The 15,432-nt window shown below is 68.1% G+C and carries 17 protein-coding genes; 13 read left to right on the top strand and 4 right to left on the bottom strand.

Going from position 1 to position 15,432, the window contains the following annotated elements:
* Positions 1–29 precede the first annotated feature (29 nt).
* Positions 30–1,214, bottom strand: a complete 1,185-nt coding sequence (locus G578_RS26165) for an alanine racemase (RefSeq protein ID WP_084618856.1) — start codon at positions 1,212–1,214, stop codon at positions 30–32.
* Between the two features lie 162 nt (positions 1,215–1,376).
* On the opposite strand from G578_RS26165, the gene G578_RS29885 reads away from it, so the two are divergent.
* Together G578_RS29885 and G578_RS0112755 are read left to right on the top strand one after the other, a co-directional pair.
* Positions 1,377–1,703 (top strand): ElaB/YgaM/YqjD family protein, encoded by a 327-nt coding sequence (locus G578_RS29885; RefSeq protein ID WP_169400855.1) that lies wholly within the window; start codon positions 1,377–1,379, stop codon positions 1,701–1,703.
* A 10-nt stretch (positions 1,704–1,713) separates the two neighbouring features.
* The gene (locus G578_RS0112755) at positions 1,714–2,160 is read left to right on the top strand and encodes a resistance to Congo red protein (protein ID WP_139189417.1); all 447 of its coding nucleotides are present in this window, start codon (positions 1,714–1,716) and stop codon (positions 2,158–2,160) included.
* Between the two features lie 110 nt (positions 2,161–2,270).
* Here the strand turns inward: G578_RS0112755 and G578_RS0112750 are convergent, their stop codons facing one another.
* Positions 2,271–3,404, bottom strand: a complete 1,134-nt coding sequence (locus tag G578_RS0112750; RefSeq protein ID WP_028794561.1) for an AI-2E family transporter — start codon at positions 3,402–3,404, stop codon at positions 2,271–2,273.
* A gap of 126 nt (positions 3,405–3,530) precedes the next feature.
* Here G578_RS0112750 and G578_RS0112745 point away from each other — a divergent pair, with 126 nt between their 5' ends.
* From G578_RS0112745 to G578_RS0112705, 9 genes are all read left to right on the top strand, one after another.
* A complete protein-coding gene (locus G578_RS0112745; RefSeq protein ID WP_028794560.1) occupies positions 3,531–3,989 on the top strand; it encodes a CopD family protein in 459 nt (152 codons plus the stop codon).
* Positions 3,990–4,130: 141 nt separating this feature from the next.
* Entirely contained in the window at positions 4,131–5,198 is a 1,068-nt protein-coding gene (locus G578_RS0112740) for a sodium-dependent bicarbonate transport family permease (protein ID WP_028794559.1), read from the top strand.
* Between the two features lie 104 nt (positions 5,199–5,302).
* Positions 5,303–6,208: a LysR family transcriptional regulator gene (locus tag G578_RS0112735; protein ID WP_028794558.1), complete on the top strand. Its 906-nt coding sequence runs from the start codon at positions 5,303–5,305 to the stop codon at positions 6,206–6,208.
* A 99-nt stretch (positions 6,209–6,307) separates the two neighbouring features.
* On the top strand, positions 6,308–7,234 hold the full coding sequence (locus G578_RS0112730) for an AAA family ATPase (protein ID WP_028794557.1): 927 nt from the start codon (positions 6,308–6,310) through the stop codon (positions 7,232–7,234).
* A 10-nt stretch (positions 7,235–7,244) separates the two neighbouring features.
* A complete protein-coding gene (locus G578_RS0112725) occupies positions 7,245–8,549 on the top strand; it encodes a vWA domain-containing protein (RefSeq protein ID WP_084618854.1) in 1,305 nt (434 codons plus the stop codon).
* A gap of 33 nt (positions 8,550–8,582) precedes the next feature.
* The gene (locus G578_RS0112720; protein ID WP_028794555.1) at positions 8,583–8,924 is read left to right on the top strand and encodes an XdhC family protein; all 342 of its coding nucleotides are present in this window, start codon (positions 8,583–8,585) and stop codon (positions 8,922–8,924) included.
* Positions 8,925–8,927: 3 nt separating this feature from the next.
* Complete coding sequence (locus G578_RS0112715; protein ID WP_028794554.1) at positions 8,928–9,635, top strand: XdhC family protein; 708 nt, start codon at positions 8,928–8,930, stop codon at positions 9,633–9,635.
* Positions 9,636–9,662: 27 nt separating this feature from the next.
* Positions 9,663–11,318, top strand: a complete 1,656-nt coding sequence (locus G578_RS26160) for an NTP transferase domain-containing protein (RefSeq protein ID WP_038014107.1) — start codon at positions 9,663–9,665, stop codon at positions 11,316–11,318.
* Entirely contained in the window at positions 11,315–11,731 is a 417-nt protein-coding gene (locus tag G578_RS0112705; RefSeq protein WP_028794553.1) for an iron-sulfur cluster assembly scaffold protein, read from the top strand. The genes G578_RS26160 and G578_RS0112705 overlap by 4 nt, the downstream gene beginning before the upstream one ends.
* A gap of 45 nt (positions 11,732–11,776) precedes the next feature.
* Here the strand turns inward: G578_RS0112705 and G578_RS0112700 are convergent, their stop codons facing one another.
* Positions 11,777–12,193: a flagellar basal body rod protein FlgC gene (locus tag G578_RS0112700; RefSeq protein WP_038014104.1), complete on the bottom strand. Its 417-nt coding sequence runs from the start codon at positions 12,191–12,193 to the stop codon at positions 11,777–11,779.
* Between the two features lie 166 nt (positions 12,194–12,359).
* Here G578_RS0112700 and G578_RS0112695 point away from each other — a divergent pair, with 166 nt between their 5' ends.
* Complete coding sequence (locus G578_RS0112695; protein WP_028794551.1) at positions 12,360–13,190, top strand: hypothetical protein; 831 nt, start codon at positions 12,360–12,362, stop codon at positions 13,188–13,190.
* Positions 13,191–13,229: 39 nt separating this feature from the next.
* On the opposite strand, the gene G578_RS28440 is transcribed toward G578_RS0112695, so the two are convergent.
* Positions 13,230–14,210, bottom strand: a complete 981-nt coding sequence (locus G578_RS28440) for a putative metalloprotease CJM1_0395 family protein (RefSeq protein ID WP_051244736.1) — start codon at positions 14,208–14,210, stop codon at positions 13,230–13,232.
* A gap of 278 nt (positions 14,211–14,488) precedes the next feature.
* Here G578_RS28440 and G578_RS26150 point away from each other — a divergent pair, with 278 nt between their 5' ends.
* The gene (locus G578_RS26150) at positions 14,489–15,421 is read left to right on the top strand and encodes a DMT family transporter (RefSeq protein WP_051244734.1); all 933 of its coding nucleotides are present in this window, start codon (positions 14,489–14,491) and stop codon (positions 15,419–15,421) included.
* Positions 15,422–15,432 lie beyond the last annotated feature (11 nt).

The raw sequence follows: 15,432 nt of genomic DNA, 5'->3' as shown, positions 1-15,432 counted from the left end.
GGTCGGAAACCCGATGCACTTTACGTTCTTTAGGCAGTGTCGGGCGGTTCGTCGGCAAGTTCAACCTGCGCGTCGGCGAAGAACCCGTTAAATCGTGTCGCAAGTGCCGCTCCATAGGCTCCGATCTGTCCGACCTCGATCCAGTCCCCCTCCGACACGTCCGCGGGGAGCCGAAACGGGGTGGGCAGAAGGTCGTTGCCGTCGCAGGTCGGCCCGAAGATGGTGAAGTCCTGCAACGGCGCATCACTGACCCCGCCGTTGATACCTTCAGGCCGGATCAGCCGTGCCGGTAAACGCACCCGTGACCAGTACGGTTCCGACAGATTGCCGTAGACGCCGTCGTTCAGGTACAGGCGGTCGCCCTTGCGCAGGTGCACCTGGCACAGCATGGAGCAGCCGTCGGCCACCAGGGCACGGCCCGGCTCGCACAGCAGCGCCACATCCTCGTCGATCCCGGCTTCGCGTCGGCCCTCGACGATCTCGGTGACGAAATCCTCCAGCGGCGGCACCGGCTGGCCGGCATAGGCGACCGGGAACCCGCCGCCCACGTCGATCTCGCGCACATCGGCCTTGGTGCCGCGCCACACATCGGCGATGACGGCGAAGGCGGTGCGGAAGGCCCGCGGATTGAGGCATTGCGAGCCGATATGGAAGGCGATGCCGGCCTGCAGCCCCTCCTCGGCCACCCGATCGAGGATCTCCACCGCCTCGGCCTGGGTGGCGCCGAACTTGATCGACAGCTCGAAGGCGGCGCCGCCGCCGGGAGTGGCGACACGGACGAAGATCTTCAGGTCGCGGCGCCGGGCGACCTGCAGCACCTTCTCCAGCTCGGCCATGGAATCGACGCAGTAGGTGGAGACGTCATAGACCCGGTCGGCAGCCAGGATCGCGGCGCGGCTCTTCACCGGGTGCATGAACAGGGCGTCCGCGTCCGGCAGACGCTCGCGCACGGCGGCGATCTCGGTCAGAGAAGCGGTGTCGAAGGCGGTCACCCCGGCCTCGGCGAGCCAGCCGAGCACTCGGGGCTCGATGTTGCATTTCACCGCGTAGACCACCTTGCCGGGGAAGGTCTCGACGAAATGCCAGGCCACGGCGCGGACCTTGTGCGGGCGGAAGCAGTAGACCGGATAGCTGGGCCGCAGGGCGGCGGCGAGCGCCGTCGCGTCGCTGAAGCGGCGCCGGCTGCGGGGTTCCGTCACGGGATTGTCGGCCATTCCGGACTCCTGTTCAGCCGCCAAGCCCACGGCAGCACATGCCGCGCAAGGCAATTCGAATATACGCGCAAGAGATTACTTAGGGCGCAGGGCTCCCCATATGAAACCGATGGGGCGCTGAAACGTTCCCTATACAGTTTTCACAAGTCAGGAGCATCCACGATGTCTCAAGCGAGTCAATCGGCCCAAGCTGCCAAGGCGTCCGAAGCGAATCTCGAGGAGCAGCTCCGCGTGCTGCGCGAGGACCTCAAGGGTCTGTCCGACGCCGTCTCCTCTCTCGCCTCGCACAGCAGTGACGCCGTGAGGGACGGCGTACGCCAGAAGTTCAACGAGACGACCGACCGGGCCCGCAATGCCGCCAATCAGGCCCGCGATCAGGCCGAAGAGGCCCATCAGAGGGTCAACGGCGTGATCGAGGCGAACCCGACCACTTCCGTGCTCGCTGCCTTCGGCGTCGGCATGCTGCTCGGCATGTGGTCGCGCCGCTAGGTCGGTCCTGATGCTTTCCGGGCTTACAGCCATCGCCCGCGCCGAAGCCGCCTTGGCCTTCCGGCGCGGGCTCATCGCGTTTGCCGGCACGATCCTGCTGTTGGGCGCGGTCGGTCTCGGCCTCTCGGCGGCGGTGATCGAAACGAGCACACATGTCGGGCTCGCGGCGTCCCTGGGGATCTGGGCCGCGGTGACCTTCCTGGTCTCGATCGGTGTCCTGATGATCGCGACCGGCCGCCGGCGCCACGTCGATCCGGCGGCATCGGGTACCGCCTGGCGCAACCTGGCCGGCACCCCGCCGCCGGCCGGTTCCGGGCCCGTGCCCGGATCGGCGTCCTCCACCGCGGTGCAGGACGCCTACCGGCTCGGCGAACAGCTCGGCAGCTCGATCTCCCCGGTCGTGGTGATCGGCGGTCTGGTCGCGCTGGGGCTCATCACCGGCCGGCAGCGCCGCTGACAACGGTCTCCACGACGAACAGACAACAAAACCCCCGGTCACAGCCTGTGACCGGGGGTTTTGCGTTGCACGGCCCGACGGGCGGACCCGCAGGGTGAAGCGCCTTCCGATCAGTCGTCGACCTCCACCACGTTCGGGTCTTCCTCCAGCAACTCCTCGGTCTCGCGCCAGCGGCGCAGGGCCGAGAGCACGACGACCGCGGAGGGAACCGCCAGCACGCCGCCGATGGTGCCCCACATCCACGCTCCGAACAGCACCGCGAGGATGATCACGACCGGGCTGGTATAGAACCGGCTGCTCATGACCATGGGGATGACGACATTCTCCTCCACCGCGTTGACCGCGAAGACGATGGCCGGCGGCAGGAAGCACATCTGCAGGGTGTCGAAGGTCGCCAGGCCGCCGACGAAGGACAGCGCCGCGATCACGAACGGGCCGATGAACGGCACGAAGTTGGCGACCATGATCGCCCCGCCCCAGGTCGCCGGGGCGGGCATGCCGATCGCCCAGAAACTGAGGGCGGTCACCAGTCCCACGCCGGCGGAGATGGCGATCTGGATCAGGAAATAGCTGCCCACGCTGCGCCGGATCTCGCGGGCGATCTGGGCCATTCGGTAGCGCTCGCGGTAGGTGGCGAAGAAGGCGATACCGCTGCGCAGCAACCATCGCCGCTCCCGCAGGAAGAAGAACGACACAATCGCGGTGGTCAGAATCTGGATGACCGCAAACGGCGCGCCGCCGAGCACCTGGCTGAGATAACTGCCCTCGGTGTCGACAACGATCTTCGGCTGGTCGCCATTGGACAGGTTGGCCGCCTCGCCGACCTTCTCGGTGGCCTTCTTGACCTCGTCGAGCGTCGAGCTGATGGGGAACAGCTTGCGCTCGGCCTGCTCCGCCAGATCACCCAACCGGTCCTGCCAGTTGTCGGCGGCTGGAATCAGGACCCACAAAACCCCGGCAACCACGCCCGCCGCCAGGACCATGGAGACCAATGCGGCGAAGCCCCGGCCGAGGCCGACCGAGCGCTCCAGGAACCGGGTGATCGGACTGAGCGCGATGGCGAGCACCGCGCTGCCCAGGACCGGTGCCAGAAAGGGCTTGGCTTCAAGGAAGAAGAAGATCGTAGCCACCGCGGCCAGGATCCAGAGCGGCGCCAGCAGCCGGCGGTCGCCGACGACGGAACTGATGGCATGGCCGAATTGCTCGTGAACGGGCTTCGGGTTGGACGTCTGCAGCTCTGACAAGGCCGGCTCCAATCTTCGGACGGACGGCCAAGGAAATGGGCCTATCCAGTGAATCATCGATCAGGCCGGCCCAAGCCGCTAGCATGCGACCTATATCCCGCCCATGAGAGGCAACGCAGAATGACGATGACGGTTCTCCTAGCGCTCCATATTGTTGCCGCCACGATCTGGGTCGGCGGCATGTTCTTCGCCTATGTGGTGCTGCGCCCCGCGGTCGGCGGCATCGAACCGGCGCCCGAGCGGCCCCGCCTGTGGCGCCGGGTGTTCCACCGGTTCTTCCTGTTCGTATCGCCCAGCGTGCTGGTCCTGATCGCCACCGGATACGCCATGCTGTTCCTGGTGTTCGGCGGATTCGCGGGCGCCGGTGTGTACATCCACATCATGCACGGCGTCGGGCTGATCATGTTCCTGGCCTATGGGCACCTGCGCTTCGCCGTCTGGCCCAAGTTCCGCGATGCGGTCGATTCCGGCGATTTCGAGCAGGCCGGCCGGCGCCTGGGCCTGATCCGCAAGATCGTCCATGTGAACTTGGCACTCGGCATGATCACCATGATCGTCGCCGCGACCGGGCCGTACTGGCCGTAGCATCCACCGCCCCGGGACCGCTCGCGCGGTCTCGGGGACTATCCGTTCTAAAAATGAGAACGAATTTCCTCATTATATGTATTTTTCTTATCTGACGATCTCCGGCACTCCCTGGCCATTCACGAATCCTGGGGGTGACCAATGGAAATCGCGGCCGACATCGTCTCAACCGTATTCGCGCAGCTTCAGAAACCAACCTTGGCGTTCCTGATCGGAGGCATGCTGCTGGCTGCGCTCGGCAGCAGGCTCACGGTGCCCGACGCCGTCTACAAGTTCATCGTCATGGTCATGCTGCTGAAAGTCGGCCTCGGGGCCGGCATGGCGGTGCGCGACGCGGATCTGCTGTCTCTGGCGGTGCCGGCGGTCTCGGCGGCCCTGATCGGGATTGTGATCGTCCTGCTGGGAAGCCAGACGCTTGTCCGGCTGAACGGCGTGGCGCGGTCGGACGGCATGGCGACCGCGGGTCTGTTCGGGGCGGTCTCGGCGTCGACCCTTGCCGCCGCCATGGCCATGCTTGAAGCCGAATCCATCGCCTATGAGGGATTCATCGGCGCCCTCTACCCCTTCATGGACATCGCCGCCCTGGTCACCGCCATTGTGCTGGCCCGGATGGCCGCGCGTCCCGAGACGGTGGCGATTTCCCAGGGCGACGGCACCGCCGTTCTGGGTGGCGGCGGATCGCCATTGCTGGAGCGGGGCGACCTCGGCGCCGACACGATCAGAGACATTCTGCTCGATACCTTCCGCAGTCCGGCGATCTCCGCCCTGCTGCTCGGCCTGGCCATCGGCGTGTTCGCCAAGCCGGACGGCGTCTTCGAGAGCTTCTACAGCCAGCTTTTCTACGGCCTGTTGTCCGTTCTCATGCTGATCATGGGCATGGAGGCCTGGGCGCGGCTGTCCGATCTGCGCAAGACCGCGCATGCCTACGTGATCTACGGCCTCGTGGCGCCGCTCGTGCATGGCTTGCTCGGCTTCGGCGCGGGTCTGATCATCCACCACGTCACCGGATTCTCGGCCGGAGGCGTCGTCCTGCTGGCGGTCATGGCCGCCTCCAGCTCCGACATTTCCGGTCCGCCGACCCTGCGCGGAGCTCTTCCGGAGGCAAATCCGTCGGCCTATGTGGGAACATCGACCGGGCTCGGAACGCCGGTCGCCATCCTGAGCATCCCGCTCTTCATCAAGCTGGCCGAGCTGACCATCGGCTTCTGACCGGCGACCGGGTCCAGGGTGCCTCGCGCGGTACGCTTAAGGGCGGCCGCGCGAGTTGTTTCAGAAAAACAGATCGATATTCCGAATCGTTCTATAATCCGAGCATGGATCGGATGAACTATCACCATCTTCGGTATTTCCACGAGGTCGCCACGGTCGGCAATCTGACCCTGGCGGCATCCCGCCTGAATGTCTCGCAATCGGCCCTGTCGACCCAGATCCGGCAGTTGGAGGAGCGGCTGGGCTACCCTCTGTTCGAACGGGCCGGCCGACGGCTGGTCCTGACCGAGGCGGGCGGCATCGCCCTCGACCATGCGGCTCGGATCTTTCAGGCGGGCGACGAACTCGTCGCGGCGTTGGAACAGCGCGGCGGAGCGGTGCGGCCGCTGCGGCTTGGCGCCCAGTCGACCCTGTCGCGCAACTTCCAGCTCCGATTCCTGCGCCCGATCATCGCCGCCGGCGAGGTCGACCTGATCCTGTCCTCCGGTAACAATGCCGCGCTGCTGGACGCCCTCCAGGCCTTGGCGTTGGATATCGTCCTGACCACCGAGGCACCGCCGCGGGACCGGTTCGCCGACCTGATCGCCCATCGGATCGCCGGCCAACCGGTCGGGCTCTACGCCGTTCCCGGCAGGCTGGGGCATGCCAGCCTGAAGGAGGTCCTGGTCCATGAACCGATGATCCTGCCGACCGAGAGCTCGATCCGCACCGGATTCGACAGCCTGGTCGCCCGGCTCGAGGTAACACCGCGGATCGCCGCGGAAGTCGACGACATGGCGATGATCCGGCTGCTCGCCCGCGAAGGCGTCGGCGTCGCGGCGGCGCCGGCTGTCGTGCTTGCCGACGAGATCGAGCAGGGCATCGTCCACGCAGCCCCCTTCCCGCTCGACATCGCCGAGAGCTTCTACGCCATCGTCGCAAGGCGCAGTTTTCCCCCCCCGTCGATCGCCCCCCTCCTCGAGGCGACCGACGCCGGCCGCAGCGGTTCGGAGCCGGGCGCGGCGGATTAACTCGGGCCTCCGCCCCTGGCAGAGGGCCGGTCCAGATGCTATGTCCGTAGGCAAAGCGACGTGCGGTCGCCCCCTTCACACTCTTCCATGGACGTCCCGATGGCCCTTGAGCAGCCGAAATCCGTCGATGCCACCCTCGAGCTTCTGGGCGCCGGCAAATATGTCGCCGACCGGTCGCTGGCCACTGCGCTTCACCTGGCGCTGAGCCTGGGCCGGCCGCTTTTCCTGGAGGGCGAGGCCGGCGTCGGCAAGACCGAGATCGCCAAGGTGCTGAGCGAGACCCTCGGCCGCAAACTGATCCGCCTGCAATGCTACGAGGGGCTGGACGTCTCCTCGGCCGTCTACGAATGGAACTATGCCCGACAGATGGTCGAGATCCGGCTGGCCGAGGCCGCCGGCGGCGCCGACCGCGATGCCCTGGCCAAGGACATCTTCGACGAGCGTTTCCTGATCAAGCGACCGATCCTACAGGCGCTGGAGGCCGACGAGGCCGGCGCTCCCGTGCTGCTGATCGACGAGCTGGACCGCACCGACGAACCGTTCGAGGCCTTCCTGCTGGAGGTGCTGTCCGACTTCCAGGTGACCATCCCCGAACTCGGCCCCCAGATCGCCAAGACCCCGCCGATCGTCATCATCACCTCCAACCGCACCCGCGAGATCCACGACGCGCTGAAGCGCCGCTGCTTCTATTACTGGGTCGACTATCCCTCGGCCGCGCGCGAGCTGGAGATTCTGAAGGTCAAGGCGCCGGACGCGCCGGCGGAGCTGTCGCGGCAGGTCGTCGCCTTCGTCCACCATCTGCGCAAGCTCGACCTGTTCAAGGTACCCGGCGTGGCCGAGACCATCGACTGGGTGCATGCGCTGGTGCAGCTCGACCACCTGGCGCTGAGCCCGGAGGCGATCGAGAACTCCCTTGGCGTCCTGCTGAAGTACCAGGACGACATCGCCAAGATCCAGGGCCACGAGGCGACGCGGATCCTGAACCAGATCAAGGCCGAGCTGGCGGGCGCCGCGGCGGTCGCGTAAGGGGCCGGTCATGCCCGACGACCTCACCCCGCCCGATTACTCCCTGCCCGATGCCGGGGCGGAGGGCGGCGGCAAGCTGATCCAGAACATCATGCATTTCGGCCGCACCCTGCGCGCAGCCGGCCTGCCCGTCGGACCGGGCAAGGTGCTCGACGCGGTGGAGGCGGTGCAGGTGGCCGGCATCACCAACCGGCGCGACTTCTACTGGACCCTGCACGCGGTCTTCGTGAACCGCCGCGACCAGCGCGAGATCTTCGATCAGGCCTTCCACGTGTTCTGGCGCAACCCGCGGCTGCTGGAGCGCATGCTGCAGATGATCCTGCCCGAGTTCCGCGGCGACGGCGACGAGGACAAGGAGAAGGGCCAGGAGATGAACCGGCGCCTGGCCGAGGCGCTGAAATCCGAGAATCCCGGCGGCGCCGATCCGCAGGAGCCGGAGGAAGAGGAGATCGAACTCGACGCGGCGATGACCTGGTCCGACCGGGAGCTGCTGCGCGAGATGGATTTCGAGAAGATGACGGCGGAGGAGATCCTGCGCGCCAAACAGGTGATCCGCGACATGCGGCTACCGATCGCCGAGATCAAGACCCGCCGCTTCCGCCCCTCCCCGCACGGGCTGCGCCTCGACCTGCGCCGGACCATGTCGGCGACCATGCGCTCGGGCGGCGACGAGATCGCCCTGCAGCGCCGCAAGCAACGCACCCGCCGCCCACCGCTGGTGGTGCTGTGCGACATCTCCGGGTCCATGAGCCGGTATTCGCGGATGCTGCTGCATTTCATGCACGCCATCACCAACGACCGCGACCGGGTCCATACCTTCCTGTTCGGCACCCGGCTGACCAATGTCACCCGCTACCTGAAGCACAAGGACGTGGACGAGGCGCTGGTCCAGGTGGGCGACGTCGTCAACGACTGGTCCGGCGGCACCCGGATCGGCCACTGCCTGCACGAGTTCAACCGGTTCTGGGGCCGCCGGGTGCTGACCCAGGGTGCCATCGTCGTGCTGATCACCGACGGGCTCGACCGCGAGGTCGGCGAAGGACTGGCCGGGGAAATGGACCGACTCCACAAGTCCTGCAGACGGCTGATTTGGCTCAATCCCTTGTTGCGCTACGATGGCTTCGCCCCCAAATCTCAGGGGGTACGGGCCATCCTTCCCCATGTCGACGACTTCCGCCCGGTCCATTCGCTCGATAGCCTGGAGCAACTGGCGGAAGCCATCGGCCGGCCGTCCCTGCGCCGGCGCGAGGGGATGGACGACTGGCTCGCCGAACTGCGCCGGGTCGAGGACGAGGCTCGACAGGACGCCGACTAGATCCGGAGGCATATGACCGTGGAGGGCGCACACATGACCGATCCGACACCGTTCGCCAGCATCGACGACGTGCTCGGCACCGCCGAGGGCTGGCTGTCCGAGGGCCGCAAGGTGGCGCTCGCCACCGTGGTGAAGACCTGGGGCAGCTCGCCCCGTCCCGTGGGCTCGCGCCTGGTCATCGACGGCGACGGCGCCATGGTCGGCTCGGTCTCCGGCGGCTGCATCGAAGGCGCCGTAATCAAGGAAGCCTTCGAGATCATGCAGGGCGGCGATCCCCGGCTGATGGAGTTCGGCGTCAGCGACGAGCAGGCCTGGGACGTGGGCCTCGCCTGCGGCGGCAACGTCCAGGTCTGGGTCGAGCGGATGGAGGCCTGAGCCATGCGCGCCGACATCTTCTCCAAGCTGCAGACCGCCCGCCGGTCCAAGACGCCGGTCACCCTGGTGGACGGCCTCGACGGCAAGACCCAGGCCCTGGTCTATGCCGACAAGGTCGACGGCGACCTATCGGAAGCGGTCGTCAAGGAAGCCCGCGACCGGCTGCGCGACAACAAGAGCGGCGTCGCCGAGGTGTCCGGCGACCGCTGGTTCTTCGACTGCCACAACCCGCCCCTGCGCCTGATCATCATCGGCGCGGTCCATATCACCCAGACCCTGGTGCCGATGGCCTCCATCGCCGGCTACGAGGTTATCGTGGTCGACCCGCGCGCCAGCTTCGCCACGGCCGAACGCTTCCCGAACGTCACCCTGATCGACGACTGGCCGGACGAGGCGATGGAAGCGCTGAAGCCGGACAGCCGCACGGCCGTGGTCACCCTGACCCACGACCCGAAGCTGGACGACCCGGCGCTGGAGATCACGCTGAAATCGGACGCCTTCTACATCACCTGCCTGGGCTCCCGGCGCACCCATGCCAAGCGGGTCGAACGGCTGAAGGAGATGGGGTTCGACGACGCTGCCATCGGCCGGATCCATGCTCCCGCCGGGCTCGATATCGGCGCCGTCTCGCCGGCCGAGATCGCCATCTCGGTGCTGGCCGAGCTGACCGCCGTCCTGCACGCCAAGCCGATCGTGGCGGCCGCCGCCTGACCCCGGCGCTTTTGGAGACCATCGACCGTGATCTTCGGTGACACCCCGCTGGACCAGGCCGAGGGGGCCGTGCTGGCCCATTCCCATCGGCTTGAGAAACGCAGCCTGAAGAAGGGCCGCGTTCTGGATTCCGACGATGTCGCGCTGCTCCGCGACGCCGGCTTCACCAGCGTCATCGCCGCTCTGCTGGAGGACGGCGATGTGGCCGAGGACGCCGCCGCCGACCGGCTCGCCGCCGCCCTGGCCGGCGACGGCACGACGGTGAGCGCCGCCTTCACCGGCCGCGCCAATCTCTACGCCCAGACCGCCGGCGTGGTGCTCTACGATCCGGTGCGCCTGGACGCCTTCAACCTGGTCGACGAGGCGATCACCCTGGCCCTCGTGCCGCCCTATCAGGGCGTTGAGGAAGGCCAGATGATCGGCACCCTGAAGATCATCTCCTTCGCCGTTTCCGGCGACCGGGTGCTGCTGACCGAGGAGATCGGCCGCCGCGACCAGCCGATGGTCCGCCTTCAGCCCTATCAGTCGACGCCGGTGGGACTGGTCCAGTCGCGCCTGTCCGGCACCAAGGAAAGCGTGCTCGACAGCACGATGGAGGTGACCCGGGCGCGGCTGCACGGCATGGCCAGCGAGATCAGCCACGAGGTGCGCTGCGACCACACGACCGACGCCCTGGCCCAGGCGATCGACGAGACTCTGCATCACGGCGCCCGCCTCGTGCTGGTCTCCGGCGCCTCCGCCGTGGTCGACCGCCGCGACGTGGTCCCGGCCGCCATCGAGCAGGCCGGCGGGATCGTCGAGCATTTCGGCATGCCGGTGGATCCGGGCAACCTGATGCTGATCGGCCGCATCGGCGACATCCCCGTGGTCGGCCTGCCCGGCTGCGCCCGCTCGCCCAAGCTGAACGGCTTCGACTGGGTGCTGCAGCGCCTGATCGCCGGCGTGCCCGTCGGCCGGGCCGAGATCGGGCGGATGGGGGTCGGCGGCCTGCTCAAGGACATTCCGACCCGGCCGATGCCCCGCTCCCGCCGGCGCGCCAGCAACGGCGACGGCGACACCGCCTCGGCCCGGGCGCCGAAGATCGCCGCCATCCTGCTCGCCGCCGGCCAGTCGCGGCGGATGGGATCGGAGAACAAGCTGCTGGCCGAACTGGACGGCAAGCCGATGGTGCGCCACGTGGCCGAGGCCCTCGCCGCCTCCAAGGCGGCGTCCATGACGGTGGTCCTGGGCCACGAGGCCGACACGGTGCGGGCCTCCCTGGCCGACCTGAAGCCGTCCTATGCGTATAACCCGGACTATGCCGAAGGTCTGTCGACCTCGATGAAGACCGGCATTGCCGCCGTGGGCGAGGACGTGGACGGCGCGATCATCTGCCTCGGCGACATGCCGATGGTCAGCACCGCCGTCATCGACCGGATGATCGCCGCCTTCGACCCGGTGGAGGGCCGCGCCATCGTCGTGCCGACCCGGCGCGGCAAGCGCGGCAACCCGGTGCTGTTCGCCAAGCGGTTCTTCGAGGAGATGGGACGGGTGTCCGGCGATGTCGGCGCGCGCCACCTGATCGGCAATCACGAGGATCTGGCGGTGGAGATCGAGGTCGACGACGAATCGGTGCTGACCGACATCGACACGCCGGAAGCCTTGGCCAAGGCCCGCGGGACCGAGCAGGGAAACGGCGGATGAACGACACCCTGTATCAGGACGAGATCGTCGCCCTGGCCCGCGCCGGCCGCGCCCTGCCCCGTCTGGAGGCGCCGACCGTTAGCGCGCGGGTGGACAACCCGGTCTGCGGCGACCGGATCACCGTGGACCTGACCGTCCAGAACGGTGCCGTGACGGCCGTCGGCGCCAAGGTGCAGGGATGCGCGCTGTGTCAGGCGTCCATCGCCGTCATCGCCGACAACGTGCTCGGCCAACCGGCGGACACCCTGCCCACGGTAGCCAAGGCGGTGGAGGATTATCTGGCGGGCAAGGGCGACACGCTGCCCTGGACGGCGCTGTCCGCCTTCTCCCCGGTGCGGGCGGCGAAGTCGCGCTGGGAATGCGTGATGCTGCCGTTCCGCGCGGCCAACAAGGCGCTCGCCGAACAAGGCTGAACGGCAAGGGCCGGACGGGAGGCCGAACGGCGATCCCGTCGGGCGTCAGCCCAGGATGTCGAGGGTGGAGTCGAACAGCTCGTCGGCGGTGCGGATGGTGGCCAGATTGGCCTCGAACTGCTTCTGGGCGACGATCTGATCGACCGCTTCGCGCTCCAGCGACACGTTCGGCCGGTTCACCAGCCCGTCGCCATCGGCATCGGGCGCGTCCGGATCGTAGCGCTGGACGGAGACCGGATCGACGAGCTGCTGGGTGGACCGCACGCCGCCGGTCGTCGTCGTGCTGTCGACGGTCCGCTGCGGACGGAACAGGCTGTTGCCGGCGGCATCCGTCGTCTCGGTCGAGCCCCGGGGCGCGGCGACGCTCTCGAGATTCGCGACATTGGACGCCGACGTGTCGAACCGTCGGGTCGCCGCGGTGGCACCGCTCAGGGCGCTGTAGATGCCGTTGGTGATTGCCATGATCGTATCCTAGCAGTCATTCGGCACCCAATCTAGCGTACCGGCGGTTTAGATCGGGTTAACGCCCTTGCAGCCCTCTCACCCGGAAGGATCGTCACGGGGCCGTGCCGCCGCTATCATGGCGACCGTCATCCTTCGATTGTCCGGCACACGGAGCGCCACACACATGCCCCTGGCGAGGACCTTCCTCATCGTTCTGGCGATCCTCGCGGCGCTGCCTGTCCTGGGTGCACGGGAGGCGGTGGCCCAGCGCATCCAGTGGTACGTGGAGGTCCTCGACGACCCGATCAGCGGTCGGCCGATCCTGGAGGCGCGGATCCTGACGCGCGACGGCTATCGCTTCAGACTCATGCGGATGAAGGACAATTCGATCTGGGGCCAGTTCTCCCTGCCGCGCTCGTCCCAGGCCATGCTCACCCCCGACCGCCTGCCGATCTACCGCATCGACGAGAACGACCCGGTCGATCTGGAAGAACTGAAGGAACTGGAGGTCGGCGGCGATCCGACCCTGTACGCGGTCGCCGGCCGCGACGTGCAGTTCATCATCTGGGGCGACGCCCGCGAGGGATTCATTCCGCCGATCCTGCGCCAGATGATGCTCGGCGAGACGATCCACGTGACCTATTTCACCCTGCTGGGGGAACGCCAGTCGGCGGAGCTGACCCTGAACCGGGCCAATCAGGCGATCGCCCAGTTCCTGCGGGTGCGCCCGCTCGATCCCGAGAAGGATTCGGTGGAGGACCAGACCCAGACCTTCTCCCTGATCGCCCGGCGCTTCACCGAACTGTGCGACGACATGCGCTTCAGCGGCAGCGAAAGCGACTACACCGCCTGCCGCAACACCTTCTACACCTGCTCCGAAGCGCCGGAGCAGACGGCCGAGAGCTTCAAGCAGTGTCTGGGGTTCGATCCCGCCATGCTGGAGGCCAGGGACGAGCCACCGGCGGTCGAGGGCGACGCGGAGACCGCCGGCGCGCCGGAGACCAAGGCGAATTAGTGGACATCCCTGACAGGCAGGGCCGCCTGCCCGGACCGGTCAGACCGTGATGGAGACGAATTGGGGCGGCGGCGTGCGGCCGTCGAAGCCGGTGGAGGCGCGGCTGACCAGCCCGGCAATATCGAAGGCCGGCGGCTGGCGCGGGCCGGCGGGCGTGTCTTCTTCCTCGTCCGCCCCCGCCAGGGCTCCGAACCCGAACCCGTCCCCGCTGCGTTCCGAAGCGCCGATGGACTGACCCCGAACGCTGTCGGCGGCAGCCGGTCCGTCAGCGCCCTCGGCAGGGGCGGCGCCGTTGACCGCCGGGGTCGTGTCGACGGTCTGGCTCTCGACCGCCGGCTCGGACGCCCCCTCCTCGCCCTCGCCGCTGAGTTCGGCGCGGCGTTCGGCGGCGATCTCGGCCTGGGCCTGGCGTTCAAGAGCGGAGGCGGCGGAGGCGACGGACTTGTCCTGACCGGACGGATCGGCCGGCGCCAGGGCCGCGGCGCGGATCTGGCGGGCCTTCTGCAGGGTCGCTTCCGGATCGCCCTTCACCGGTGAGGTATCGATGGAGACCGAGCCGCCGACGGCATACTGCCGGCCGTCCGGTCCGCGCTGATAGGTGTAGGTCGGCGCCCCCGCGTGGGCGCCGCCGGCCGCCGCGTGGGCGGCCTCGTGCTGGCGCACCTCGCGGTCGCGCTGTTGCAGTTCCCGGACGACCTGCTGTTCTTCCTCGCTGAGCTCGGTGCCGGCGGCAGCCTCTTCGGCGCTGGAGGAGGATTGGGCGGCGATTTCGGCCGCCTGGGCCGGATTGTCCGCAGAGGCGGCGGTCACGGTCCGCGCGGTCTCGTCGGCCTGAAGACCGAAGGCTACGGCCAGGGTGAACGGTCCGCCGCCGATCAGCGGCCGGCCCGGACGCAGCGGCTCGGCCTGCTGCCCCTGACTGGCCTGCCCGCTCCGCCCCGCCTGCCCCGGCGCATCGCGCGCGGCGGCATCGGCCCGGCTGTCCTGTCCCCTGTCCTGCGCCCGTCCGTTTCCCGACACCCCAGCGGACTCGTCCTCGCGCGACCGCGGACCGATGCCCGAAGGCGGTCCGAGCGGCGGCAGATTCCCGGCTCCGATGGGGGTAAGAGGGGCGGTCGAGGTCATTCTGACCAGGCACTCCACGGTTCACGGCCAGCGTGTGCGGCCAAATCCACGACCAAGGTCGCGACGAAAATATCCCACTCTCCCACGGATCTCATAGCACGACTCGCCGGAAGATGCGAGAACACTGCTCCCGCCCACCATCCGGCGGCCCCTCCCCATTTCTGGCCGGCCCGATGTCCTCCGCACTGCCCTATCTCGCTCCGCCCCTCTTCGTGCTGCTGTGGAGCTCCGCCTTCGTCGGCGCCAAGTTCGGTCTGCCCCATGCGGAGCCGATGACCTTCCTGGCGATCCGCTTCGCCCTGGTCACCCTGCTGTTCGTCCTCATCGCCCGCGCCCTGTCGGCCCCCTGGCCTTCCAGTTGGCGCCAGGCGGGCCACATCGCCGTGGTCGGCGCCCTGGTTCAGGGCGTCTATCTCGGCGGCGTGTTCGTGGCGATCCACCGCGGCGTCCCGGCGGGGCTGGCGTCGCTCATCGTCGGCCTGCAGCCGATCCTGACGGCGGTCCTGGCCGGCCGGCTGCTGGGCGAGCGGACATCTGCGCGGCAATGGGGCGGACTGGTCCTGGGCCTCGCCGGCGTCGCCATGGTGCTGGGCGAGCGGATGGAAGCAGCCCATGTCGACGAGATCGGCCTGATGACCTGCATCGCAGGACTGGTCGCCATCAGCTTCGGCACCCTGCACCAGAAACGTTATGCCAGTTCCATGCATGTGGCGTCGGGCAGCGCCATCCAGAACCTGACGGCGGCCGTCCTCACCGTCCTCGGCGCCCTGGCCTTCGAAGGCCTGCACGTGGAATGGGTACCGGCCTTCACCCTGTCGCTGACCTGGCTGACCGTCGTGGTGTCGATCGGCGCCTTCTCGCTGCTCATGATGATGATCCGCCTGGGCGAGGCGGTGAAGGTGGTCAGCCTGTTCTACATGGTACCGCCGACCACCGCCCTGCTGGCCTGGCTCGCCTTCGACGAGCGCATCGGCATCGTGGGCGCGGCCGGCATCGCCGTCACCGCCTTCGGGGTGGCCATGGTCGTGCGACCGGCGGCGAAGGCGGCCGAAGCGAAGGCGGCCGGGGCGAAGGTGGATGGGGCGAAGGGGGATGGCCGATCCTGATTTCGGCGCTA

The sequence above is a fragment of the Thalassobaculum salexigens DSM 19539 genome, from assembly GCF_000423805.1.
Taxonomy (GTDB): domain Bacteria; phylum Pseudomonadota; class Alphaproteobacteria; order Thalassobaculales; family Thalassobaculaceae; genus Thalassobaculum; species Thalassobaculum litoreum.
Note: the sequence above shows the minus strand (reverse complement) of the source record. Positions and strands in the feature narration are given on the sequence as shown.